This window comes from Dyadobacter pollutisoli (assembly GCF_026625565.1).
GTDB classification, from domain to species: domain Bacteria; phylum Bacteroidota; class Bacteroidia; order Cytophagales; family Spirosomataceae; genus Dyadobacter; species Dyadobacter pollutisoli.
Map to the genome: position 1 here is coordinate 4,857,002 of NZ_CP112998.1, position 25,710 is coordinate 4,882,711.

The 25,710-nt window shown below is 44.3% G+C and carries 22 protein-coding genes; 15 read left to right on the top strand and 7 right to left on the bottom strand.

Annotated elements, in window-relative coordinates; all coding sequences use genetic code 11:
- Positions 1-2: 2 nt before the first annotated feature.
- Positions 3-1,103 (bottom strand): redox-regulated ATPase YchF, encoded by a 1,101-nt coding sequence (ychF, locus tag ON006_RS19775; protein WP_244821102.1) that lies wholly within the window; start codon positions 1,101-1,103, stop codon positions 3-5.
- Between the two features lie 160 nt (positions 1,104-1,263).
- The gene (locus ON006_RS19780) at positions 1,264-1,611 is read right to left on the bottom strand and encodes a DUF3276 family protein (protein WP_026630755.1); all 348 of its coding nucleotides are present in this window, start codon (positions 1,609-1,611) and stop codon (positions 1,264-1,266) included.
- Positions 1,612-1,848: 237 nt separating this feature from the next.
- Between ON006_RS19780 and ON006_RS19785 the strand changes: the two genes are divergently transcribed.
- Genes ON006_RS19785 through ON006_RS19795 form a run of 3 tightly spaced genes read left to right on the top strand, consistent with a single transcriptional unit; the run spans position 1,849 to position 4,431 of the window.
- A complete protein-coding gene (locus tag ON006_RS19785) occupies positions 1,849-2,301 on the top strand; it encodes a septal ring lytic transglycosylase RlpA family protein (protein WP_244821103.1) in 453 nt (150 codons plus the stop codon).
- 13 nt (positions 2,302-2,314) lie between these two features.
- On the top strand, positions 2,315-3,229 hold the full coding sequence (locus ON006_RS19790) for a DUF58 domain-containing protein (RefSeq protein WP_244821104.1): 915 nt from the start codon (positions 2,315-2,317) through the stop codon (positions 3,227-3,229).
- Positions 3,230-3,282: 53 nt separating this feature from the next.
- Positions 3,283-4,431 (top strand): hypothetical protein, encoded by a 1,149-nt coding sequence (locus ON006_RS19795; protein WP_244821105.1) that lies wholly within the window; start codon positions 3,283-3,285, stop codon positions 4,429-4,431.
- Positions 4,432-4,477: 46 nt separating this feature from the next.
- On the opposite strand, the gene radA is transcribed toward ON006_RS19795, so the two are convergent.
- A complete protein-coding gene (gene radA, locus ON006_RS19800; protein ID WP_244821106.1) occupies positions 4,478-5,851 on the bottom strand; it encodes a DNA repair protein RadA in 1,374 nt (457 codons plus the stop codon).
- A gap of 167 nt (positions 5,852-6,018) precedes the next feature.
- Between radA and ON006_RS19805 the strand changes: the two genes are divergently transcribed.
- A complete protein-coding gene (locus ON006_RS19805) occupies positions 6,019-6,735 on the top strand; it encodes a porin family protein (RefSeq protein ID WP_244821107.1) in 717 nt (238 codons plus the stop codon).
- Between the two features lie 183 nt (positions 6,736-6,918).
- Here ON006_RS19805 and ON006_RS19810 read toward each other — a convergent pair whose 3' ends face one another.
- Positions 6,919-7,317, bottom strand: a complete 399-nt coding sequence (locus ON006_RS19810; protein WP_244821108.1) for a LytR/AlgR family response regulator transcription factor — start codon at positions 7,315-7,317, stop codon at positions 6,919-6,921.
- Between the two features lie 339 nt (positions 7,318-7,656).
- On the opposite strand from ON006_RS19810, the gene pheS reads away from it, so the two are divergent.
- Complete coding sequence (gene pheS / locus ON006_RS19815; protein WP_244821109.1) at positions 7,657-8,697, top strand: phenylalanine--tRNA ligase subunit alpha; 1,041 nt, start codon at positions 7,657-7,659, stop codon at positions 8,695-8,697.
- A gap of 85 nt (positions 8,698-8,782) precedes the next feature.
- Here pheS and ON006_RS19820 read toward each other — a convergent pair whose 3' ends face one another.
- Together ON006_RS19820 and ON006_RS19825 are read right to left on the bottom strand one after the other, a co-directional pair.
- Positions 8,783-9,514: an esterase family protein gene (locus tag ON006_RS19820; RefSeq protein WP_244821110.1), complete on the bottom strand. Its 732-nt coding sequence runs from the start codon at positions 9,512-9,514 to the stop codon at positions 8,783-8,785.
- A 120-nt stretch (positions 9,515-9,634) separates the two neighbouring features.
- Positions 9,635-11,065: a circularly permuted type 2 ATP-grasp protein gene (locus ON006_RS19825; RefSeq protein WP_244821111.1), complete on the bottom strand. Its 1,431-nt coding sequence runs from the start codon at positions 11,063-11,065 to the stop codon at positions 9,635-9,637.
- 351 nt (positions 11,066-11,416) lie between these two features.
- Here ON006_RS19825 and ON006_RS19830 point away from each other — a divergent pair, with 351 nt between their 5' ends.
- The 3 genes from ON006_RS19830 (at position 11,417) to ON006_RS19840 (ending at position 16,070) form a co-directional block, all read left to right on the top strand.
- Complete coding sequence (locus ON006_RS19830; protein ID WP_244821112.1) at positions 11,417-12,964, top strand: DUF5723 family protein; 1,548 nt, start codon at positions 11,417-11,419, stop codon at positions 12,962-12,964.
- 72 nt (positions 12,965-13,036) lie between these two features.
- Complete coding sequence (msrB, locus tag ON006_RS19835; protein WP_244821113.1) at positions 13,037-13,432, top strand: peptide-methionine (R)-S-oxide reductase MsrB; 396 nt, start codon at positions 13,037-13,039, stop codon at positions 13,430-13,432.
- A gap of 79 nt (positions 13,433-13,511) precedes the next feature.
- On the top strand, positions 13,512-16,070 hold the full coding sequence (locus tag ON006_RS19840; protein ID WP_244821114.1) for a penicillin-binding protein 1A: 2,559 nt from the start codon (positions 13,512-13,514) through the stop codon (positions 16,068-16,070).
- Between the two features lie 43 nt (positions 16,071-16,113).
- Here the strand turns inward: ON006_RS19840 and ON006_RS19845 are convergent, their stop codons facing one another.
- Positions 16,114-17,889 carry an ABC transporter ATP-binding protein gene (locus tag ON006_RS19845; protein WP_244821115.1) on the bottom strand — a complete coding sequence of 592 codons (1,776 nt, stop codon included), beginning with the start codon at positions 17,887-17,889 and terminating at the stop codon, positions 16,114-16,116.
- 190 nt (positions 17,890-18,079) lie between these two features.
- Here ON006_RS19845 and ON006_RS19850 point away from each other — a divergent pair, with 190 nt between their 5' ends.
- From ON006_RS19850 to ON006_RS19880, 7 genes are all read left to right on the top strand, one after another.
- Complete coding sequence (locus ON006_RS19850) at positions 18,080-19,003, top strand: helix-turn-helix domain-containing protein (RefSeq protein WP_244821116.1); 924 nt, start codon at positions 18,080-18,082, stop codon at positions 19,001-19,003.
- Between the two features lie 92 nt (positions 19,004-19,095).
- On the top strand, positions 19,096-20,478 hold the full coding sequence (locus tag ON006_RS19855; RefSeq protein ID WP_244821117.1) for a glycosyl hydrolase: 1,383 nt from the start codon (positions 19,096-19,098) through the stop codon (positions 20,476-20,478).
- Between the two features lie 202 nt (positions 20,479-20,680).
- Complete coding sequence (locus ON006_RS19860; protein WP_244821118.1) at positions 20,681-21,505, top strand: sugar phosphate isomerase/epimerase family protein; 825 nt, start codon at positions 20,681-20,683, stop codon at positions 21,503-21,505.
- 40 nt (positions 21,506-21,545) lie between these two features.
- Complete coding sequence (locus ON006_RS19865; protein ID WP_244821119.1) at positions 21,546-22,691, top strand: Gfo/Idh/MocA family protein; 1,146 nt, start codon at positions 21,546-21,548, stop codon at positions 22,689-22,691.
- A 59-nt stretch (positions 22,692-22,750) separates the two neighbouring features.
- Complete coding sequence (locus ON006_RS19870; RefSeq protein ID WP_244821120.1) at positions 22,751-23,521, top strand: 3-ketoacyl-ACP reductase; 771 nt, start codon at positions 22,751-22,753, stop codon at positions 23,519-23,521.
- 134 nt (positions 23,522-23,655) lie between these two features.
- The gene (locus ON006_RS19875) at positions 23,656-24,897 is read left to right on the top strand and encodes an MFS transporter (RefSeq protein ID WP_244821121.1); all 1,242 of its coding nucleotides are present in this window, start codon (positions 23,656-23,658) and stop codon (positions 24,895-24,897) included.
- A gap of 298 nt (positions 24,898-25,195) precedes the next feature.
- Positions 25,196-25,576: a hypothetical protein gene (locus ON006_RS19880; RefSeq protein ID WP_244821122.1), complete on the top strand. Its 381-nt coding sequence runs from the start codon at positions 25,196-25,198 to the stop codon at positions 25,574-25,576.
- The last annotated feature ends 134 nt before the right edge of the window (positions 25,577-25,710 follow it).

Sequence of the window (25,710 nt, forward strand, 5' to 3'; positions counted from 1 at the left end):
ATTTACACGTTAAATCGGAAGTGCATAATATCACCATCCGCAACTACATATTCTTTTCCTTCCACTGCCATTTTGCCAACTTCCTTCACGCCAGCTTCCGTTTTATACTGCTCATAATCAGCAATTTTAATAACCTCCGCACGAATGAATCCTTTTTCAAAATCACTATGGATCACACCAGCCGCCTGAGGCGCTTTCCAGCCTTTTACGATTGTCCAGGCGCGGACTTCCTTCACTCCTGCGGTGAAATAAGTGATCAGATTGAGAAGTGCATAAGAAGCTTTGATCAGCTTGCTCAGTCCTGATTCTTTCAGACCATACTCTCCTAAAAACATTTCATGCTCCTCAGGATCCTCGATCTCTGAAATCTGGGATTCGATAGCCGCGCAAAGTACAATTACATCCGCCCCTTCGTGTTTTACTGCTTCACGCAATTTTTCAGAATATTCATTGCCAGAAAGCATTGAACCTTCGTCCACATTGGCAACATAAAGAACCGGCTTTGCTGTCAGCAACTGCAAGTCACCGATTACAGCTTCCTTCGTTTCTTCATCAATCACGACACTACGGGCATTTTTGCCTTCTTCCAGCGTCGATTTATATTTTTTCAGCCATTCCAGTTCGGCTTTTGCTTTTGCATCACCAGCACGCGCACCTTTTTCTGTTTTCTGAATCTTCTTTTCAACAGATTCGAGATCTTTCATTTGTAACTCAATGTCGATGATCTCTTTATCAAAAACAGGATCTACACGTCCTTCCACGTGAACCACGTTTTCGTCCTGAAAACAGCGAACTACGTGAACAATTGCGTCCACCTCACGAATGTTAGCAAGAAATTTATTTCCTAAGCCTGCTCCCTGGCTGGCACCTTTCACAAGGCCTGCGATATCCACAAACTCAATGATAGTAGGTATTACCTTTTGAGGTTTTACCAAACCGGTAAGTACGTCCAGACGTTCATCTGGAACTGTTACCACACCCACATTGGGCTCTATCGTACAGAAAGGATAATTGGCAGCTTCGGCTTTGCCGGTAGAAATGGCATTAAAAAGAGTGGATTTCCCTACGTTTGGCAATCCCACGATCCCACATTGAAGACTCATATTTGATTGGTATGCAGTTAATAGCAGGCAATTCCCGTGCAAAAGTGCAAAGAACACCTGTCTGCTGAATGATATTTTTTGCAAAATTACCATTTAGCGAGTACAAAAACCAAAAGCCTTCGTAAATGATTGCGAAGGCTTTTATCTTAATGTAAATTTCTTAATCCCACTTAAGGTCAGACTCTCCTACTACATCCACCTCATCGGCTTTGGTCTCAAACTGGGAGAAGTCAACTTCCGGCATCAACTCTGTCTTCACGTGATCCACCGCATCTTTCAAAGCATCTACGAACTTATCGAAGTCTTCTTTGTATAAAAACATTTTATGTTTTTCATACGTGAACCCGTCTCCCTGCGGATGACGACGGCTCTCTGTGATGGTAAGATAATAATCGTTGGATCGCGTTGAGCGAACATCGAAGAAGTAAGTCCGTTTTCCTGCCCTGACCCTTTTGGAGTAGATTTGCTCTCTGTCTTCCACTATGTTTAGTTTTAAATAGGTTTTCAAACGCTAAAATATAAAGTTTATTGCTGCTAACAAAAAAACCGGGACATATTAGCGATTTGTTAGCATTGGGCTTCTTTTTTACAAACAATTTGCACTTTAACGTCAACTTTTGTTCGTTTTTATAATTTTTCTATTACTTTTGAAATTCGTGGGTTTCCATTTTTACCGGATTCTCTTAGCGAATGAATATGAAATAGGGCTTTATTACCTTATTATGTTTCACCTAAATCCAGAGATATGACTTATCATCGGATTCTGATTCTCATCATGTTAGCTTTCGCCACGCAACCAGACACCTTCGCTCAGGTTAAGCTTGGCAAAACAGAAACCGGAAATGCTTCTTACTATTCCACCAGGTTTCACGGCAGAAAGACCTCTTTCGGCGAAGTACATAAAAGTACAGAACTGATTGCAGCGCACAGAAGTTATCCGCTTAATACGATGCTTGAAGTAACGAATCTTGAAAATGATGAAAAAGTAATCGTCAGGGTTAATGACCGCGGCCCATTCTCCAGAAACCGCGTGGTAGATTTAAGTAAAGAAGCGGCCAGGCTTTTAGGTATCATTGCAAAAGGCGTGGCCAATGTGTCAATCAGAGTTGTTGGAATGGAGGGAATGGTCTTGCTGGGTTCCAGCGAAGAAATTGACCCCAAATCCGGAAAAGTAATATCGATGCGAACCAAGAGATAATTTTCAGGGATAAATGAGTAACCGACAACTGGATCTGGCAAAAGTAAGGGAGTTCGGTAACCTGGAATTTCTTGCCAAACAACTGGTTGAAGGTTTTATTACTGGTCTGCACAAGTCGCCTTTCCACGGCTTTTCGGTCGAGTTTGCGGAACATCAGCTCTACAATACCGGAGAATCCACCCGAAATATAGATTGGAAGGTTTTTGCCAAAACGGATCGCCTTTATGTGAAACGTTACGAGGAAGAAACCAACCTCCGCTGCCATATCCTCCTGGATACCTCTTCTTCCATGTACTATCCGGAAGAAAACTTTGGCAAAATGACTTTTAGCGTCATGGCGGCTGCCAGCCTCACCTACCTTCTGCAGCGACAAAAAGATGCAGTAAGCTTATGTACATTCTCCGAAAGCATTGAAATACAGACTGCGGTCAAATCGACGCCATCGCATGTTCATAAGATCATGCTGGAACTGGAAAACCAGTTGCAGGCTAAGAGGCCTCTCTTAAAAACATCTGTTTCAGAAGTACTCCACCAAATTGCCGAAAAGATTCATAAGCGTTCGCTGGTTGTCATTTTCAGCGACATGTTTGATAACCTGGAAGAGGCCGAGAAGATTTTTTCAGCTCTACAGCATTTGCGACATAATCTGCATGAAGTACTGTTATTCCATGTGACCGACCGCCGGACTGAAGAAGATTTTGCTTTTGAAAACCGTCCTTACGAATTTATCGATCTCGAAACCGGCGACAGGATAAAGGTTCAGCCTGATCAGGTGCGGGAGTCTTACAAGGAATTTGTAGGCGATTTTTATCAAAAACTGAAACTAAAATGTGGTCAGTATAAGATCGATTTCATAGAAGCCGACATCGCCAAAGGTTTTGACCCCATTCTATTGGCCTATTTAGTAAAACACTCGAAAATGAGGTAATTTTTTAAGAAATTTGATGTGAGATCCCTCTATCAGGCCTCGCACATCACGTTATGAAAAATTGGCTCACGGCTATCTCGCGTCTACTCGTTATCATTATTCTGTTCAATGGCTGCAAATCCGCAGAGAAATCACTTAAAAAAGGAGATTTTGACGATTCGGTATTACGTTCAGCCGATAGGCTAAAAAGCTCTCCCAGCCAATCCTCGTCCATGGAAACGCTCAAACAAGCGTATCCACTTGCCGTCGAGCAGCATTTGAATGACATTAAGCAGTTTCAGTCTTCCGATGATATTTTTAAATGGGAGCCGCAACTAGACACCTACGTTAAACTGAACCGGCTTTTTAATGTTGTTTCGCAATGTCCGGCTTGTATCAAAATAATTGCTCCCAAAAACTTCGAAAAAGAAGAAAAAATCGCTCGCCATAATGCCGCCAATGTAAGGTATAAGGAAGGCTCTGGTTTATTAAAAATAGGTGACCGGGAAAATGCACGGAAGGCTTACGAGCATTTTGAAAAAGTGAATGCTATTCTGCCTGATTTCAATGACGTACAAAAGAAGATGGACCTGTCATATGAAATCGCTTCATTCAAAGTGGTTGTAGAACAGGTACTGGTGACTTCTAAAACCTACCAGCTGAGTAATGAGTACTTTCAGGACCGTGTGAATGAATATCTTCAGACTAACAAAAGGCTGAACAAATTTGTCCGGTTCTATATGCCTAACGAAGCTGCCGAACTGAAACTTCAACCCGATCATGTAATTACTTTGCAGTTCGACGACTTTGTGGTTGGCCAAACCTTGATCGAAAGGAACACTGAAAATCTGATTAGCAAGGACAGCGTCAAAGTTGGGGAAAAGTTTGTTGGACGCTCTAAAATTCCGGTATTTGGGAAGGTGACGGCCAAATTTACTCAAAGTCGTAAAACAGTACTTTCCGCGGGATTACTGGATATGCAAATCACGGATTTCAGGACCAAAAGAATTGTAAATCAGGAAAAATTCAATGGTGAATATAACTGGATGTGCGAATGGGCGAATTTCAATGGGGACGAGCGTGCGCTTACACCCGCCCAACTTCGCAAATGTAAGAGTCAGGAGCTCTTGCCTCCCGACCCTCAACAACTGTTTATTGAATTCAGCAAGCCTATTTATGAGCGTTTGACCAGCAAGCTGCAGACATATTATGCGAAATATTGAAGAAGCTTTCGGCAATCGGCTGTCGGCCGTCCTTTTTTAAAACTCCCTAGTCATTGAGAAACAAAGACATAAAGAGCTGATCCAGGTGTGCGACCGGAATAATCTCTATTTTTGATTTTTTAAGATCCAGACCTTTGCTGTTATATTTTGAGATGTAGATCTTCTTAAATCCCATCTTTTCAGATTCAGAAATCCGGCTTTCAATTCTATTCACGGCCCTCACCTCTCCCCCTAAACCCACTTCTGCGGCAAAACAAACGGAAGGTGGAATGAATTTATCCTCATAGGACGAGACAAGCGACGCTACGACGGCCAAGTCAATGGCTGGGTCTTCCACTTTCAAACCCCCGGCAACATTCAAAAACACATCCTGGACACCTAGCCTGAAACCTCCCCTTTTTTCCAAAACTGCCAGTAACATCTGCAAACGCTTTGCGTCAAAGCCTGTGCTGCTCCGTTGAGGTGTTCCATAGTTAGCTACACTCACTAATGATTGCATTTCTATTAGCAGCGGACGGTTTCCTTCCATCATTGACCCTATCGCGATGCCACTCACCGGTTCGTCGCGTTGCGAAATCAGGATTTCGGAAGGATTACTCACCTGCCGCAGACCAGTTCCGTGCATTTCGTAGATACCAAGTTCCGAAGTACTCCCAAATCGGTTTTTAATGGTCCTCAAAATCCGGTATGTATTGTGCCGGTCACCCTCGAACTGCAAAACGGTATCTACCATATGCTCCAATACCTTGGGACCGGCCAGTGAACCATCCTTTGTAATGTGCCCGATCAGAAACACGGGTACGCCCATCTCCTTAGCGTATTTCATAAATTCCGCCGTACATTCCCTGACTTGCGACACGCTGCCTGCGCCAGACTCAATGTAGGTGGACTGCATGGTCTGGATAGAATCGATAATGAGGATTTCCGGCTGAAAGTCCTCTATCTGGCGGAAGATGTTCTGAGTATGCGTTTCTGTAAGGATAAAGCAATTATCACTTTTGGCAGACATTCTTTCAGCACGCATCTTGATCTGCTGTTCCGACTCCTCACCTGAAACATATAGTACCTTTTTGTTAGAAAGAGTAAGCCCGATTTGCAGCATTAATGTTGATTTCCCAATTCCTGGCTCTCCTCCGATCAGCACCAAAGAGCCCTGAACAACTCCACCGCCCAAAACGCGGTTAAGTTCCTCATCCAGTGTCTTGATCCTCGGCTCATTTTCGTATTCAATCTCAGCGATAGCCCTCGGCCGGCTTGCCAGGTTGACTGCCTTCCAGGTTACCGCTGTTTTTTTATCTTCTTTTTCAATAACTTCCTGGACAAAAGTATTCCACTCACCGCATGAGGGGCACCTGCCCACCCATTTGGGTGAATTATACCCACATTCCTGACAAAAGTATGCTGTTTTGGCTTTGGCCATAAGGAGAAAAGTCTAATTTGTATTCGCTTATACACTAACAGTATTGGGTTGATAAATATCCAAATATTAGTACGTTTCGACCATAAAATCAAAAAAAATATAGGTAAGGTATAGTTTTTTATCTTTTGGCGTTATTATCCGGTTTTACTTAAAAAATTATATTATCCATGAACATCCTGACAAAAGTAGCTTGTATGTGCATGTTATGCATTTTTGCATTGACATCAGTGCAGGCGCAGAAAAAAGGTTTTGCGTTCGGTATCAAGGGTGGTGTGAATTTGTCGCGCCTGACCATGGGAGATGTATTTACAACACGTTATGACGACAATGGCAATCCTTACCTCGGGTATGATGGTAAGGAAGTGAGGGACAATCTTAAACAAAGTTTTAAAACCAGAACAGGAGCGGTAGGAGGAATTTATGCAAGATTTGGGCGTACATTTTTTATTCAGCCAGAAGTACTGGTCTCTACCAAAGGCGGTTCTTTTCAGATTATTCAGACAAATGAGCAGCAGCCAGTAACCAAAACGGTAGATATCAAGTACAGCAATATCGATGTTCCTTTGTTAGTTGGTTTCAAAGGTGGGCCAATAAGAATTCTTGCCGGCCCGGTCACTTCTTTTCGAATTGGAGATAACCAGAGATTGCGGGATGCCTTCAAATATTACACTTCCGATCTGAACAATGCTATGTCTCAGGCAACATTCGGATACCAGCTCGGTGCCGGGCTTGACTTAGGCAGTTTTAGTTTAGATGTTAGAAAAGAGGGTTCATTTACCAATCTCGCTTCTTTTCAGGTAAATGGCCAACCGGCGGGCGGAGATGCATCAGTAAAGCAAAAGATCAGTTCGTGGCAGGTTACGTTGGGATTGAAGTTGTTTTGAATTAATGAGTGAATGCTCAATTGAATTTTATTCACTCATTCGCTCATCGCACCGGCGACCCGGTCAAAATTCACTCATTGAAATTGCCTAAAAACAAAACAAGCAGCCTTCGATCGAGCGATGGCTGCTGTTTTTATGAATAACCCACTAATTTAATTCACCAAAGTTTTTGCGCTGCAATGACTAAGCGCTGATACGTAGATTTGTGTGATCCAGAAAACCTGTGATCTCTTTGATTTTCCTACGTGATACTACTACTTCTTTGCCGCAAGACAATTTCAACATGCGGTCATCTTCCAGGCGCTCCACTACGTAGTCGGCGTTTACAAGATATGATTTATGAACGCGCATGAAATTATTATTCAATTGCTCAGCTAACGATTTCAATGTTTTTGAAACCAAATATTTCTTTCCGGTATTTGTATAAATGAAAGTGTAGTTTCCTTCCCCTTCTAAAAACGTGATGACATCGGGAGTGAGGAAAATAGTTCTGCCCATGGACTGAACCGAGATAGAAGTGCGACTGTCACTGTAAGTTCTTTCTGACAGGTTGGGGCGAGTAAAGCTTGCAAAAGTTTTCATGGTAACTACGACTAATAATGTGATGATTTGTTGAACCAAAATTAGCACATAGCGTAGTCTCAGAAAAATACGTAGAACTACGTACATTATTTCAACTGATTGAAAATCAACACGTTATTTTTAAACTTTAAATCAAAAGACGTAACTGACCTTAGTAAAATGCGTAATTTTACCTATATCCAAAATAGGCCTTCGCATCGAAATATTTGCTTTGGTGACCGTATTGGACACTTTTGAGCACCTAGGAGCAGCTAACTTTAATTATCTTTGCAAGTATTTTACGGTACCATTTGCACATTTTGACCCGGTACCGATCTGATTTTTTAACACAAAAAGTTTATGAGTACCGAACGGGTAAAGGAATTAGTCGCTGAAATTGAACAAAGCTCGGTTGAAAATAAGGAGCAGCTGGAAGCGTTCAGGCTAAAATATATCAGTAAAAAAGGGGTTGTTACCGAGCTGTTCGACGGCTTGAAAAACATTCCACAGGAAGACAGACGCGCTGTAGGCCAGGAATTAAACATCCTGAAAAATCTAGCCCAAAACCGTTTTCAGGAATTTTCGGCTATTGTAGAAAATGCTGCCGACAACAATCCGGAAATGTTGATCGATCTGACCCTGCCTGTTACGCCCAATCTGCAAGGCAGCTTGCATCCGCTTACCATTGTACGCAGGAGAATTATCGAGATTTTCGAACGAATGGGATTCAATGTTTCCTATGGTCCGGAAATAGAAAAGGACTGGTACAATTTCAGCGCTTTGAATTTTGCAGATAACCACCCGGCCCGCGAAATGCAGGACACCTTCTTTATATCCAAAAGTGAAGGAGAAGTAAAAGATGATGTTTTGCTTCGTACGCATACATCCAACGTACAGGTACGGCTGATGGAAAAACAAAAACTACCGATCAGGTCCATTATGCCTGGAAGAGTATTTCGCAACGAAGCTATTTCAGCCCGTGCGCACTGTGTTTTCCACCAGGTAGAGGGTTTGTATGTTGATAAAAATGTGAGTTTCAAAGATCTTAAAGATACATTATACCACTTTGCAAAAGAGATGTTCGGCAAGGATTCAAAAATCCGTTTACGTCCATCTTACTTTCCTTTTACAGAACCCAGCGCCGAAATTGACGTAACCTGTTTCATATGTGGTGGTAAAGGCTGCAATGTATGCAAGTACAGTGGCTGGGTGGAAATCGCCGGTTCGGGAATGGTAGATCCTAATGTATTGGAGAATTGTGGAATTGATAGCCACGAATATACCGGTTTCGCATTTGGAATGGGTATCGAACGCATCACCATGCTTCGTTACGGAATCAATGATCTCCGGTTATTTACAGAAAACGATGTAAGGTTCCTGCGACAATTCGAAGGCGCCTGATCTGATCGTTGTTATAAAACTAAAAGCTCCATATTTGACCCAAAAAAGGCGAAATACGGAGCTTTTATCATTTAACGGTCAATCTTTAAAATCTGGTTTCTATATAATAAGGTAACATTCTTTTCCATGCCCACCAGTCGTGGGGAATGTCGGGCCCCCAAATATCCAGCTCGTGCGGGACACTTTTAGAATTCAATATCGCTGAAATTTGTCTCGAATACTCCGGTACCTCATATGCTCCCGAACCTGTCACGAAATGAATGTGGCGACTATCTCTATACATCGAAAGATGCCACTCTGCTTTGAGTTGTGGCAAATAATGTACTGGCGAGTTGAAATACACATTATCATCATAATATCCGTCCGTGTACACGCTCAGGTCGTAACATCCGCTCATCGCGATCACACCATGAATGTAGTCGGGGTGTTTGAAAAACAGATTTGCCGCATGCATTGCCCCGAAGGACGCACCACTGGCAATGATCTCGTTGTTTTGGCTGGTGGTGTCTTTAATGAATGGCACCACTTCTTTGATTACGTAGTCATTGAACAGTTGATGTCTTACAGCTTTGTCATAGCCATGCATGTGCGGATTAAGCCAGCTCTCGGCATTAATGCTATTGATGCAATAAACCTTTACCTTCCCGGAATTGATATACGGACTGATACTGTCAATCAGCCCGTTTTGCTCGTATTCAAGATAGTCTGATGCCGCGGTCGGAATCAGTAAAAGTGCGAATCCATAATGTCCGTAGACCGCAACCTCCATATTTTTATTCAGCGCCGGACTAAACCAACCGGTTACTTCACGTTGCATTGCTTTGTCATTTTAGTTGCTGTTGTTGATTAATAAACCCAGGCATGTCCAATATTGGTTTACTCTAAATATTAATAAACCGTTATCATCAACAGCCTGCCAGCAACTGTTAATGACAACTTAATACAAAACCCAGGTGTCCTTTCCGCCACCGCCCTGCGATGAGTTCACTACAAGAGAACCTTTCCGCAACGCAACGCGCGTCAAACCACCCGGAATCACACTAATATCGTCTCCATATAGAATGTATGGACGTAAATCCACGTGTCTTCCCTCCGCATGACCTTCTACCATACAAGGTACTCTTGACAATGAAATAGTAGGTTGCGCAATGTAATTTCTAGGATTATCCCTTATTTTTTCGCGAAACAGCTCATGCTCTTCTTCGGTGGCTTTGGGCCCAATCAGCATTCCATAGCCGCCCGCTTCATTCGCTTCCTTCACCACAAGCTGCGCGATGTTTTCAATCACGTAATTAAAATCTTCTTCCTCTCCGCATATGTAGGTTTTTACATTAGGAATGATTGCTTCCTCACCCAGGTAATATTTAATGATACGCGGTACATATGCGTACACCACTTTATCATCGGCAACGCCAGTACCAGGCGCATTTGCTAATGCTACTCTCCCTTTTTTATAAACCTCAAAAATCCCCGGAATACCAATCAGCGAATCAGGATTAAATGCTTCCGGATCCATAAATGTGTCATCGATACGGCGATAAATCACATCCACGATCTGCAATCCATTGGTCGTGCGCATTTTCACATACCCGTCTGAAACCACCAGATCACGCGCGTCCACGAGTTCTACACCCATTTGTTGGGCAAGATATGAATGTTCAAAATAGGCCGAATTATAGATCCCTGGCGTCAGTACGGCCACGGTCGGATTTGGCCTGTCGGCCAGGTGTTGCAACATTTGAAGCAACCTGGTCGGATAATCGGAAACAGGGCGAACACCGGTACGCGCCAGTACATCCGGGAAAATCTGCTTGGACAACTCTCTGTTTTCCAACATATAAGACACTCCCGACGGACAACGCAGGTTATCTTCCAAAACCATAAAAGTACCGTCATCACCCTTGATCAAGTCAGTACCGGTAATGTGGCACCAGATTCCTTTTGGCGGTTTCAGTCCAATGCAAGGCTTCAAAAAGCATTTACTTGATTCTATCAGTTCGCGCGGTACTACGCCGTCGTTGAGAATATTCTGTTCGTTATAGACATCGTCGATAAACATGTTCAATGCCTTAATACGCTGTTTGAGGCCAGTTTCCAGCCATTCCCACTCAGCATTTGATAGTACGCGTGGAATAATGTCAATCGGCATAATTCGTTCGGTACCTTCCCCCTCAGAATAAACATTGAAAGTGATACCCATAGAAAGCAAAGCACGTTCAGTAGCAAGCTGCCGGTTGGTCAGATCTTCATTTGTAAGGTTTTCAAATTTGTTCTTTAAATGCTCATAACCAGGACGTATTTCTCCTTCCTCAGTGAACATTTCATCGAAGAAATTTTCGCTTTGATAATTTGAAAATGAAAAATTCATACAATACAAAATTTGAATAAGTCTATATCTATAATTTACAGAACAATATATGGTCAATGTTTCACTTTACAAAACAATTATCTATTGCCCGGTATCATTAATTCTGTAATTAAATTATAAATATTACCCCATCCCTTTCGTTTACACTTATCAGCAAGACTTTAAACAATTGACTGACACCTTCAAAACGGGCACATTTCAAAAGCATTCATTGATAAATATTAAAATCATGCCGCTGGTTTGGGTACAATATTATTTTCCCAATCAATAAACATTCGTTGCAAGTCCGTGTACTTACCCTTTTATTTGCACCCTGATATGAATTTCTCATATCGAACGTTTTAAGTCACTATGCGCAAAAGTTGGTTGCTTATACTCGCTGTGTTCCTCGGATTGCCCCATTCGGGTCTGTCTCAGCATATGCCGGGAGTCTCAATGGGTAATTTTGCAGGTACTAATGCGCTTTATCATAATCCTGCATTTGTTGCCGACAGCCGTTATAACTTGTATGTCAACCTGGTAGGCACCCAGTTTTATACCGCCAACAATCACGTCAAATACGAAGCTCCCTACTCATTTCTAAGTTTGATCACCAATACTGTTTCGGACGAGTACCGCAACGAAAGGGGCGTACTGCAGTTTCCCCGCTCCTACCTGGGCGAGAAACTAAATGGCAACAAAAAATACCTCAATGCCGGCGGTGACACGCGCTTGCCCTCGGTCATGTTCAATATGTTCAAAGGCAAAATTGGTGTAGGTATTTCCACAAGGGTAAGGTACATTCTCAATACCACCGGCGTAACGGAGCCACTCGCACGGCTGATCAGTAAAACCACACGGCTGGAAGAATTACAGGGCCCTCTTTTTGAAAACCAATCAGGGCAGCTGCATTTAAATGGCCTCGGAGAAGTGGCTTTTACGGTTGGGGGCACCGTTTTCGACAATGAAACCGATTTCCTGAAAGTGGGTGTGACCGTGAAAAGGCTCATTGGATTGTACAATGCCCACGCAATTATCGAGGCTTCTTCTTACGACATTCGTCCTGACGAAACCTGGGAAAACAAACGGCAGTACATTAATGTCAATGAAATTAATGTACGGTACGCGATGACCCGTGACGAAGGTTTTCAAAACGTTAAACCATCACCAGCCTGGCTGATAGGCGGTGCACCTCCGGGCAGCGGCTGGGGTTTTGATCTGGGTGCGGTTTACGAATATCGGCCCGATATCAACAAATATACCTACACCGAAAAAGGGATACGCAAGCGCGATGCCTCCAAAACCAAATATCTGTATCGTATTGCAGCGTCATTGACTGACATTGGAAGGGTACATTTCAAAAACCCTGCTTACGTATTGCAGCAAGAAATACATACTACAAACAAAGAGCTACGCTACGACGCTTTCCAAAAGCTGAAGGGCTCCGAAGGTATATTCAATGCGATCAATACCTCACTGGACGGCGGCCAACCGATGGCACCCAACTTTTACTCCGTTCTACCCATGGCATTCCAGGCCAGTGTTGATTATAATGTTAAACCCAATGTTTACGTAAGCGGTTTGTGGGTTCAAAACCTAATCTCGCAAAGTGCATTCGGCATGAAAGCAGAATCGTACATTGCAGTCACCCCACGCTATGAACACAAATGGTATGAAATTTCGGTTCCCCTATCATTGATGAACCGCTATCGATCTCCGGCTATAGGCCTTGTGGGTCGTGCGGGACCATTATGGATCGGAACTGACCACCTGACGGGCTTGCTGAACATTGGTAATCCAAAAGCATTTAACCTGTATTTCGGCATTTCCGGCGGACTTTTTCGTCGTCCTCCGGAGTCCCAAAATCAATGCTGGCCACCGGAAGATTCCTGGTTGAGGCGCATTTTTACTAAACGATAATATATTCTCAAACGTTAATAATGGATATGGTATAGTTTTCTTGAAGCTACCAATATCTAAAAATCTGAAAAAATGAGAGAAATAGAGAAAACCAAGGAAGAGTGGCAGCAGGAACTCACTGGACAACAATGCTTTGTCCTTTTTGAAAAGGGAACAGAAAGACCTTTTTCACATCCTTATAATGACAACAAAGAAGAAGGAACTTATGTATGCGCTGCATGCGGAACCCCTTTGTTCGATTCTGAGGCTAAATATGACTCAGGATCAGGCTGGCCAAGTTTCTTTCGGCCGATAGCATCAGGCAATGTGGAGGAGATCGTGGACAAAAGCCACGGCATGACACGTACGGAAGTAGTTTGCAGAACTTGCGGCGGTCATTTGGGGCACGTGTTCAACGACGGGCCAAAACCAACAGGACTAAGATATTGCATGAACGGTGCCGCATTGAAATTCCACAAAGCCGAATAGAATATTTTCGCAAAAGCCGGACCTGGTCATAAGTGTCCGGCTTTTCTTATCTTTGAATTCTTACGAACCTTAACGTTTGATGGAAGTTATCAGATCGTTTTTTAATAAAATAAAAGCCATGTTTCAATTCGTTGGAACACAGCTAGCAACACTCATCAACCGTACTGCTTACAAGCTGACTTCTCTGTTTACAGGCAAGAAACGTGCTGACGATATGTTCCACTCTTACCGTCAGAATAAAAAATCTATCCGGGGCTGGTGGGAAGAAAAAGTAGATGTAAATGCCGCGTATTATCGCCCGGTAGTGCTGATCTGGAAAACATTTGTCTACGGACTTGTGACCTGCGCCATTTATATTTTCTGCGTGGAGACCAATTTCCTTTGGCTCATGGGAAGTATGCCCAGCGTAGAGGATCTTCAAAATCCGAAAGTTGCTCAGTCTTCTGAGATTTACACTGCGGACGGTATTATGATCGGCAAGTTTTACACCGAAAACAGGACGCCGGTCACTTCCAAGATGATCTCCCCGAATTTGGTAAAAGCGCTGATCGCGACCGAGGATGTGAGATTTTACAAACATTCAGGTATAGACTACAAGGCAATGGCCAGCGTAGCAATCGGTATAGCAACCGGCGCTACCGACCGTGGAGGTGGTAGTACCATTACCCAACAGCTGGCTAAAAAGCTATTCAAAACGCGAAAATCAGGTGCGCGCGGCTTGCTGGGCTATGTTCCGGGACTGGGTACATTGATTTACAAAACCAAAGAATGGCTTACCGCTATCAAGCTGGAGAGGAATTTTACCAAAGAAGAAATCCTGACCATGTACTTTAATACGGTCGACTATGGTAACAACACTTACGGGATCAATACCGCAGCACAATCCTATTTCAGTAAGTCTCCCGACAGTCTGAACGTTCAAGAATCCGCTGTGCTCGTAGGTTTGCAAAAAGCAACCACTACCTATAATCCGATCCGTAACATGAAGCGTTCGCTTGAACGACGCAATGTCGTGATCGCGCAAATGCAAAAATACGGTTACCTCAATGCCAAGCAAGCTGATTCGATCAGTGCGCTGCCTATTGAACTGAAAACGAAATTTGAAACTCCCTACGACGGCAATGCCAATTATTTCAAAAACGCAGTTGTCGATTTTGTGAAAAAATGGGGTGATGAGAACGGTTATGATCTATACACTGATGGATTAAAAATTTACACGACCATTGATTCCCGTATGCAAGAGCATGCTGAGGAGGCTATGACGCAAAAAATGAAGCAATTGCAACGCGTGTTTGAAAACCATTGGAACAAACAAAATCCGTGGGTCGACGAACAAGGAAACGAGATTCCCGATTTCCTTGAAAACGTTGTCAAAAGAACCAGCAAGTACAAATCGCTGGCTGCCAAATTCCCGAATCAGCCTGATAGTGTCACCTATTATTTGAACAAAAAGGACACCATGACGGTGTACGACTGGAAGAACAGCAGCCAAATGGACAAATATTGGAGTTCCATGGATTCGCTGGATTACTATAAGAGAATACTACGCGCCGGAATGATGGCCATGAACCCACAAACGGGTCAGATCAAGGCCTGGGTGGGTGGTTTGGATTATAATTACTTCAAGTACGACGCGGTAAAACAAGGAAAACGTCAGCCTGGATCTACATTCAAGCCGTTCGTATACACGACTGCAATCGACGATTCGTCATTCAATATGTCACCCTGTGACCAGATTGAAGACAAACCATTTGAGAAGACATATATGGAGGACGGTGTTGAAAAAGTGTGGAAGCCAAGAAATGCTACCGGGACTTTTTCATATTCAAACATGACATTGAGACGTGCATTGGCACAGTCCATCAACTCGGTTACCGCTGAACTCACTGATCAGGTTGGAGCAGCAAATGTGGCGCGGTATGCCAAGAAAATGGGCATTACTACGCCATTGAGGGGGTTACCCTCGATCGGACTGGGGCCTTTTGATGTTTCGCTCTATGACATGGTGGCCGCTTATAGCGTTTTTGTAAACAACGGAACCTACACACAGCCCATCCTCGTCACGAAAATTGAGGATAGCAATGGCAAGATCATTGAAGAATTTCAGCCCGAGCACAGGCAGGCGATCAGTCCCGAGTCTGCATTCCTGATGGTACAAATGCTGCGTGGCGGCGTGGAAGAACCGGGCGGAACGTCGGGAAGTATCCGTTGGAAATTCGATGTGACACGTAATGGTAATGAGCTGGGTGGCAAAACAGGTACTACATCCAATAACTCGGACGGCTGGTTCATGTGCATTACCCGCGACCTGGTGGTAGGCGCGTGGGTGGGCGGCGATGACCGCAGCATACACTTCCGGACCACTAACCTCGGCGAAGGAGCTAAAACAGCATTACCTATTGTGGGGAGCTTTCTGGAAAAAGTTTACCGTGACAAATCCATTGGCTACGAACCAGGTCCATTCCCGAAACCGAGTTTTAAAATATCCAAGAACTATAACTGCCCAACACAATGGGCACCGAGCGAAAGCGATTCATTGGGCGTAGAAGGCGACAGTATGCCTGTGAAAAGAAATGAGGAGGAGGACTTCCTGATAGGCCCACCACCGATTCCGCTGGATACCGGAAGAAGGAATTAAGATGAGAGAGACTTGCCAAGTCTTTAAGACTTGGTAAGTCTTGTTAAACGTGCCCGATTTTCAAAACTTCCTTGTACTGCATCCGGTAAAGATTCGCATAGAAGCCTTCTTTTTCCAGAAGCTGCTCGTGATTTCCTTCCTCTACGATAGCGCCTTTGTCAACCACAATGATTTTATCAGCCTCCTGAATGGTAGAAAGCCTGTGCGCAATTACAATCGCTGTGCGGCCCTTCATTAATGTTTCAATGGCTTTTTGAATCAGTTCTTCCGTTTCACTGTCCACCGACGAAGTAGCTTCATCCAACACAATGATCTTCGGCTCGTGCACCATTGCACGCACAAAAGAAATGAGCTGCCGCTGCCCTACCGAAAGCGTCGCGCCACGTTCCATAACATTGTAGCTGTATCCGCCCGGCAATCTTTCTATAAAGTCGTGTACTCCAACCATTTTGGCGGCCTCAACGATTTTTTCGTGGGTAATGGTTGAGTCTCCCAGTCTGATGTTATTTTCAATGGTGTCGGAGAACAAAAATACATCTTGCAAAACCACACCGATATGCCTGCGAAGCGCATTCAGTTCAAAATCATGAACCTCTACGCCATCAACATATATATTGCCCTTATTGATATCATAAAAACGTGTCAGCAAATTGATAATCGATGACTTACCGGCTCCGGTAGCTCCGACAAACGCAATCGTTTCACCTTCATTTACCTTGAAATTAATGTCTCGCAACACATATTCCTCTTCATTATAGGCAAACCAAACATTCTTAAATTCAACATTTCCCTTAATGGTTTTTGGATCGAATGTGCCTTCATTGGACGTGTACTCGTCGCTATCGAGTAATTTGAGAATCCTGTCGGTACTGACGATACCCATTTGTAATGTATTGAACCGATCTGCCAGCTGACGGATCGGGCGGAAGAACAGGTTGATAAACATCACAAAGGCAGTAACAGTACCAAAAGTCACTTCTGATTCCAGTATCTGTTTAGACCCATACCACACTACCAGCCCGGTACCAGCCGCCGCAATCACGTCGGCCACCGGGTAATAAACCGAGTAGTAAAGAATGGACCTGATATTGGCATTGCGGTGTACTTTATTGATCTCGCGAAACTTTTTGAATTCAATGTCCTCGCTGCTGAAAATCTGAACGATACCCATTCCGGTGAGATGCTCCTGCACAAATGCATTCAGATTGGAAACCGCGGCCCGCACTTCATTAAAGGAATCCTTGATCTTTTCTTTAAAAACATAAGTACAAAACAACATCAGCGGGATCATCGACAAACTGATGATCGACAACTTCCAGTCTGTATAAAACATAACCGCAATGATCAGCACCAACTGTAAAATATCCCCCGCAATAGCCGCCATACCATCGCTAAACACGTTGGAAAGCGTTTCAACATCGGAAATCGTACGGGTTACCAGCCGGCCGATGGGTGTGTTGTCAAAAAATTTCAATCGCAGACCAATGATCTTTTGATACAGCTGAACCCGGATATCCCTTATAATGTGCTGCCCGAGCCAGCCCGACATATAGGTGTTCCAAAACTGCGCAAGACCTTGAAAAATCGTTACTACGATCATCACTACCAGCATAATCGTCAGCTGACGATAGTTACCGCTCGCGATAGGAGTATCAATGGTGTATTTGATCAAAAGCGGCGTAAGAGGAGCAAGCAACGCATTCAGTAATATGATCCCGATCAGCAGGTAAAACTGCTTTTGATAAGGACGAACGAATGCATATAAACGTCTTAAAGTAGGGAGATCAAATATCTGGCCGCTTTTGGTTTCCTGATTCACCTGGTACGATTGAATTGAAGTTGCTTTTTATGACTGGTAACCTAACCAACAATGTAAAAGTAAAAAATGTCACCCAAGGAGTAAAAATTCTCCGATTACATCGACCATGTCAATTTTCTATACGATACTGGTAGTTTTATTCGTAATATGGCTTTTGAAAAGGTTATTGAATTTGAAAAAGTCGTAGTTCATGGTTTCCGTGCCTGATGCAATACCCGTCCATTCTCTTCCGAAAACGCCTAGCCAGGTTCCGGCATTAAAAATTTTCCGGTTTAAAAACAGCCGGGATTTCCAAAAGGAACCGCTTGTCCCTTTGCCCATTACCCCGTTACCGACCGACACCCCGCACCGCCATACCTACTATGAGATCCTGTTCATCGAGGAAGGACAAGGTTATCACGAAATTGATTTTCATTCCTACAACATTCAGGGAGCTGGTCTACATTTCCTGACGCCCGGACAGGTTCATTTGCTGACCTTTTCGAGTTCTTTTCAAGGTTACATTGTCGCATTTTCGGAAGATTTCTACACTTTTTACAATCCGGTCAATCCGTCGCTGTCTCAGCTGCCATTTTTCCAGCCCGCTCGCCGGCAGCCCATCATTACCCTTGATCCTGCCGAAAAAAAGTATTTCCATAATATCATGGAAAATATGGTATCCGACCATTTGAGCGCAGACATAGACCAGACATTGATCGGCAAATACCTGGGCGTGCTTTTACAAAAATGTTTGTACTTAATTCAGAAAAATGAGCAGCCGACGGAATCCGCGACACATACAGTACCCGAGCTGGTCGGCCGTTTTCAGGAGCTGGTCGAGAAAAATTTCAGGCAAATGCATGAAGTACAGCAATACGCCCACGAACTGTCCGTCTCCCCTGATTATTTAAGTAAAATCATCAAGAAATATCTGGGTACGCCTTCACAGGAATACATTCTGGACAAGCTGCTGCTGGAAGCCAAGCGACTGCTGGTATTCACTAACCTCAGCAGTAAAGAAATTGCCTACCACATTCACCTGGACGACCCGTCCTATTTCAGCAGGATCTTTAAAAAGAAGACTGGCCTGACACCGAACGAATACCGCGATCATGTTCGGAAAAGTACCATTTAATAGCAAATATGTACCTTGCTATACCTTTACTGACTATATATCTTTGTATTATCCAAAAATAAAATGGCTAAATAATACTATTGATATAAATTATGCAGATTCGAAACGATCTTACAGCCGCATCATTACAATCCAAAATTGACAGGTTGTGGCAGCTTTCAGCCGAAAAAATCAACCTCATTTCCAAAGAATACGACAACTCGAAAGGAACGCCCGTATTCACCGTCAACGGGAAATACACCTTGCGCGGATGGACTGAATGGACGCAGGGCTTCCAGTACGGCGCCGAAGTACTTCAATATGACGCAACAGGCGAATCTGCATTTCTTGAAAGTGCCAGAAAAAATACGGTTGCCAGCATGGCTTCCCATGTGGGCCATTTTGGTGTACACGATCACGGCTTTAACAATGTAAGTACTTACGGAAATTTGCTGCGGTTAATGAACGAAGGTCGCATCCCTGAAAACGAATGGGAACGCAACTTTTATGAGATCGCATTGAAAATCTCTGGGGCGGTACAGGCCAAGCGCTGGACCAATGCGAAGAATGGTGAGGGTTACATTCATTCTTTCAACGGACCGCATTCCCTGTTTGTCGACACGATCCGCTCGGTGCGTGCGCTGATGGTTTCGCATTTGCTTGGCCACAGTTTAATGGGCGAGAATGATTTAAAAACGAGTTTGCTGGAACGCGGAACATTACATTCCGTGGCTACTGCGAAATACTCGGTGTATTACGGCGAAGCTCGTGATAGTTACGATTTGTGGGGCAGAACAGCCCATGAAAGTGTTTTCAATACCAATGACGGCAACTATCGCTGCCCCAATTCACAGCAAGGGTTTTCAGGCTTCACAACCTGGACGCGTGGACTGGCCTGGGCAATGGTAGGCTTTGCTGAACAACTTGAAACATTACCGAGCTTTTCAGACGAAGAACTAGCTCCCCTGGGAGGTCGCAGCGAAATAGAAGCTATTTATTTAAAAGCTGCGAAAGCTACCTGCGATTTTTACATTGCCAATACCGCTTCCGATGGCATTCCATACTGGGATACCGGCGCTCCATTGATTCACAAACTGGGGGATTACACGTCGCGTACTTCCGATCCATATAATGAATTTGAACCGATAGATAGCTCAGCAGCAGCTATCGGCGCACAAGGTTTGTTGCGTTTGGGTAAATATTTGAATGACAAAGGTCAGGCTGATCAGGGTAATGTGTACTGGCAAGCAGGCTTGACGGCCGTGGATTCGCTTTTCGAAGAACCATATCTTTCAACAGATCCAACGCACCAGGGATTGATCCTACATTCCATTTATCACCGTCCAAATGGCTGGGATAACATACCGGCTGGCCAGACGATACCATGCGGCGAGTCGAGCATGTGGGGCGACTACCACGCAAGAGAAGTAGCACTTTATCTGCACCGCGTTAATAAAGGGCTGCCTTATTATTCTTATTTGGGGGCTGTGAGGTGATTGTTAAACTGGGATTGGAGTCATTGATCGTCATTTTTTAGTCACTTATTGTCATTTTTAGTCATTAGTGGTCATTGGTAGTTAGTAGTTACCCAATTTATGACCATAAATGACAATACCTGACGATAAATGACAACACCTGACAATAAGTGACTACTGATGACAACACTAAGCATCAATGACGCATAAAAATTAACAGAGATTGGAAAATATAACATTAGACCGTTGCTGCATCCATACCATTACTACCAAGCCGTGGGCTTTGCCGGAGGCGGTGGAAAACTATGCGGCAGCTGGTATCAAAGGGATTAGCGTCTGGCAAAATGCTATTGAGGGAATCGGGCCGCACCGGGCTGGGGAGCTCATTCGCAGGGCCGGGCTTGAAATAGTTTCTTACGTACGGGGCGGGTTTTTCCCCCATACCAGCAGCGCCGGAAGAGCTCAGGCGATTGATCATAACAGAAAGCTACTCGAAGAAGCCGCAGCTTTGGGGGCTCCGATGATCGTCCTGGTTTGCGGTGCGTCACCTGATCAGTCACTGGAAAAATCCAGGGACCAGATTAGGGAAGGGATCGCTGCTATTCTGCCATTAGCTGAAAAATTAGGAGTAAAACTGGCCATTGAACCCCTGCACCCCATGTATGCGGCCGACCGTTCGGCGATCAATACAATGGGCCAGGCGAATGATATGGCGGAATATTTCAAATCTCCATTCGTCGGAGTGGCGGTTGATGTGTACCATTTATGGTGGGATGCCGATTTGGAAAAAGAAATCGCAAGATGCGGTGCAAACGGAAACTTGCTGGCCTATCATGTGTGCGACTGGAAAGTGAACACCATTGACCTGCTCAACGACCGCGGATTGATGGGCGAAGGCTGCATTGATCTAAAAAAGATCAGAGGCTGGGTGGAAGCGACGGGCTTCAATGGATTCTGTGAGGTTGAGATTTTCTCAAACATCCATTGGGCAAAGGATCAGCACCTGTTTCTGGGAGAAATTACAGACGCTTTTTTAAAAACTGTTTAATCAAAAAATTGCTAAACCGCTAAAAGCTAACAGCTAAAACATGACAACACATACCATTGGCATCATCATGAACGGCGTTACGGGCCGTATGGGTACAAACCAGCATTTACTAAGATCTATCAAGGCTATTATTGAACAAGGTGGCGTAAAGATCTCTTCTGACGAAGTGATTATGCCCGATCCGATATTGGTAGGCCGTAATGAAAGCAAGCTGCAAGCCCTTTGCAAGCAGGCAGGTATTGAAAAATATACAACCGACCTGGATTCCGTTATGTCGGACCCGCATTACCAGATTTATTTTGATGCTCAGGTAACAGGCCGTCGCGCTGCTGCGGTGAAAAAGGCTATTTTGGCTGGAAAACACATTTACTGCGAAAAGCCAACCGGTACTACAACCGAGGAAGCATTGGAACTATATGAACTGGCGACAGCTGCCGGACTTAAAAACGGTGTGGTACAAGACAAACTCTGGCTACCAGGTATGCTGAAACTGAAACGTTTGATGGAGAATGGCTTCTTTGGAAAAATACTTTCTGTTCGCGGCGAATTCGGTTACTGGGTATTTGAAGGGCACAGCATTCCTGCACAGCGCCCTTCCTGGAACTATCGCAAGGAGGACGACGGCGGTATCATTGTAGATATGCTTTGCCACTGGCGTTATGTGCTTGACAACCTTTTTGGAAAAGTAAAAGCGGTTTCCTGCCTTGGAGCGACGCACATTCCGGAGCGTATCGACGAAAACGGCAAGCCTTATGTATGTACCGCGGATGACGCATGCTACGCGACTTTCGAACTGGAAGGCGATGTGATTGCTCAGTTCAACTCTTCATGGACAGTACGCGTGCGTCGCGACGATCTGCTGACGTTGCAGGTGGATGGCACACATGGTTCGGCGGTTGCCGGTCTGCGTGACTGCTACATTCAGCATTATGGCAATACACCAAAACCTGTCTGGAACCCTGATATTCCACAACCAATCCCATTCTTTGACGGCTGGTCCAAGGTACCGGAGCAAGAGATTTTCGACAATGCATTCAAAGCGCAGTGGGAGTTATTCTTGAAGCACATTGTAAAAGACACGCCATTCCCATGGGATCTGAAAGCCGGTGCGCGCGGTGTGCAATTGGCTGAAAAAGGAATTGAAAGCTGGGAGAAGCGGCAATGGGTTAATATTGAGGAATTGTAAATTTTAATAAGACTTGGCAAGTCTTGAAGACTTACCAAGTCTCTCTCTTTTTTCAAAACATGAAAAAAACAGCACTTATTACAGGAGGTAGCCGCGGAATCGGCTTCGGAATCGCCAAAGCACTTGCCAACGAAGGCTATAACCTTGCGATCAATGGCGTCCGGGACGAAGAAGGTGCAGCCGAGGCACTCGACGAACTTCGCCAGCTAGGCGCAGAAGTGCTTTACTGCCAGGGCAACATCGCGGTAGAAAGTGACCGCGAAGCCATTGTAGAAAAAGCTTATTCTGTTTTTGGTCAAATCAATGTGTTGGTGAATAATGCCGGAATTGCTCCACGGCAGCGACTGGACATTCTGGAAACCACCATTGAAAACTATCAGGAAGTGGTGAAAACGAATATGGAGGGACCTTTCTTCCTGACTCAGGCGATAGCGAAACGCATGGCACATGCCAAGGAGAATAATCATGCATTCGATGCGGCCATTATTTTCGTAACCTCTATTTCAGCCACCGTTGCCTCCATTAACCGGGGCGAATATTGTATTTCAAAAGCGGGACTGGCCATGACCAATCTGCTTTTCGCGGTAAGAATGGCTGAATATAATATACCGGTTTTTGAAATTCGTCCGGGTATTATTGCCACTGATATGACTTCCAAAGTACAGGAGAAATACGACAATCTATTCCAAAGCGGTATTGCATTGCAGCCACGCTGGGGCACACCCGAGGATGTAGGCAAAGCAGTAGCATCCCTTACCCGGGGCGATTTCCCCTACTCTACCGGCCAGGTGATCGGCGTAGATGGAGGAATGTTGATTGATAGATTGTAAGGCTTTCGGCCGTCGGCAGTCAAACATCGGCGGTCAGCGGTCAAACACTAGCTTTTTCTCAGAAGGAAGACTATACAGATCATTAAAAAAAGCCGACTGCCGACAGCCGACAGCCGAAGTAACCAACATCATTCATGTCCGAACTTCCTAATTCCCGTCCTTCCCTGCTTTCGCAATTGTTACAAGTGCCGGTCATTGTGGCGGCATTGGGTTATCTGGTCGATATGTACGACCTTTTTCTGTTCAGTGTGGTACGTGTCCCCAGTTTGAAAGCACTGAATGTACCTACTGATCAATTACTTACAGAAGGTATTAATTTGCTCAATTATCAAATGGCAGGAATGCTCATCGGCGGTGTACTATGGGGCATTATTGCCGATAAAAAGGGAAGACTTTCGGTACTTTTTGGTTCCATCATTATGTACTCAGTTGCCAACATTGGTAATGGCTTTGTCACATCGCTGGATCAATATGCTCTTCTGCGCTTTGTTGCAGGCGTAGGTCTTGCGGGAGAGTTGGGCGCGGGGATCACGCTCGTAACCGAAGTACTTCCAAAGGAAATACGTGGGTATGGAACCACATTAGTAGCTACATTGGGCGTATTGGGTGCTATACTGGCATATTTCGTAGCGGACTTGTTCGCATGGAGGATATCCTATTTTGTCGGTGGTGGTATGGGCTTGCTCTTATTGGTGCTTCGTTTCAATGTTTTTGAATCCGGCATGTTCAGGCAGGTGAAAGAAAATACCGTTGACCGGGGAAACATTTTGATGATCCTGACCAATGGCAAACGATTGACAAAATACCTGATGGCCATTCTCGTCGGGCTGCCGATTTGGTTTGTCGTGGGTATCCTCATTACTTTCTCCCCGGAATTCGGCGCAGCCAAAGGAATCGAAGGAATCAATGCGGGGAAGGCAGTAATGCTTGCTTTTTCAGGACAAGTGGCGGGTGACATTGTCAGTGGCTTACTCAGTCAATATCTCAAAAGCCGTAAGAAAGTGATCCGACTGTTCATTGTACTATCCCTTGCCATGGTGGTCGGCTATCTCATGATACCGATGCAGGATTTGTTTTCTTTTTATCTGTTATGCACCTTGCTCGGGTTTTGCAATGGTTACTGGACTTTATTTATTACCATTGCAGCAGAACTTTTCGGCACCAACTTACGGGCAACCGTTGCGACTACCGTCCCGAATTTCGTTCGCGGGGCTACCATCCCGCTCGCGGCATTGTTTGTTAGTTTCAAACCCGATTTGGGTGTAATTCAAAGTGGATTGGTCATTGGAGCGGCAACCTCCCTGGTAGCGTTGCTGGCATTATATTTCCTTGAAGAAACATTTACAAAGGACATGAACTTTGTAGAGAAAGAGTAATAAGTATCGGTTTTAGTTAGGTTTAAAACGGCCGCTGGTTTCAGTGGCCGTTTTTTTTAACACTTATTAACACATTCACAAGCAACATTGCCTTTAAAAACCTACTCTCTTGGTTCAAAGTCGTCTGAAAACAATTTACCGTTCAATTGCTCATGAAAGATATCAACCACTCATTCACTTAAATGTCCACTCCTGTACTTTGTAATACATAGTACCGGAATTCCTGCCACTTTTGTCATGTCCTCAGGGACAAAAAGAAAATAAAAACAATAACAACAGCCATAAAAATAAAATAGCCATGAAAACTTCAGTAAAAACTTTCGCATTTGCATTAGCATTTATCGCATCTACTTTCGCTGCCAACGCAGAAGACAAAGAGAACAAAAAACCATCCAGCTTCGGCACTGGAATCTACCCTACCAAAGACGGTAAAATCAATGTCCTGGTAGACAAAGCCAACCTGGAATCAAGCACTACCTTGTTGCTTAAAAACGAAAATGGTGACGTCGTGTACCGTGAAACGGTTGGCAAAGACAATAAAAAGTTCGGTCGTGTCCTGAACATGGATCAAATGGAAGCAGGTAAATATAAGCTGGACGTGATCAGCGGAGATGAAATCCAGTCTAAATCATTCCAGTTGTCCGAGCAGAAAACGGAACGAGTTTTGTCTGTTAAATAATTAGAAAAAGCAGAGTTTAGCAAGAGCGGCGCCAGTAACGGCGCCGTTTTTTTGTTGTGTCGGCTCAACAAAAATTTTCCGTAGAAATACGGTCTTCAACACGTGATTTTGCCCGTTTCTTCCTGTCAATCAAT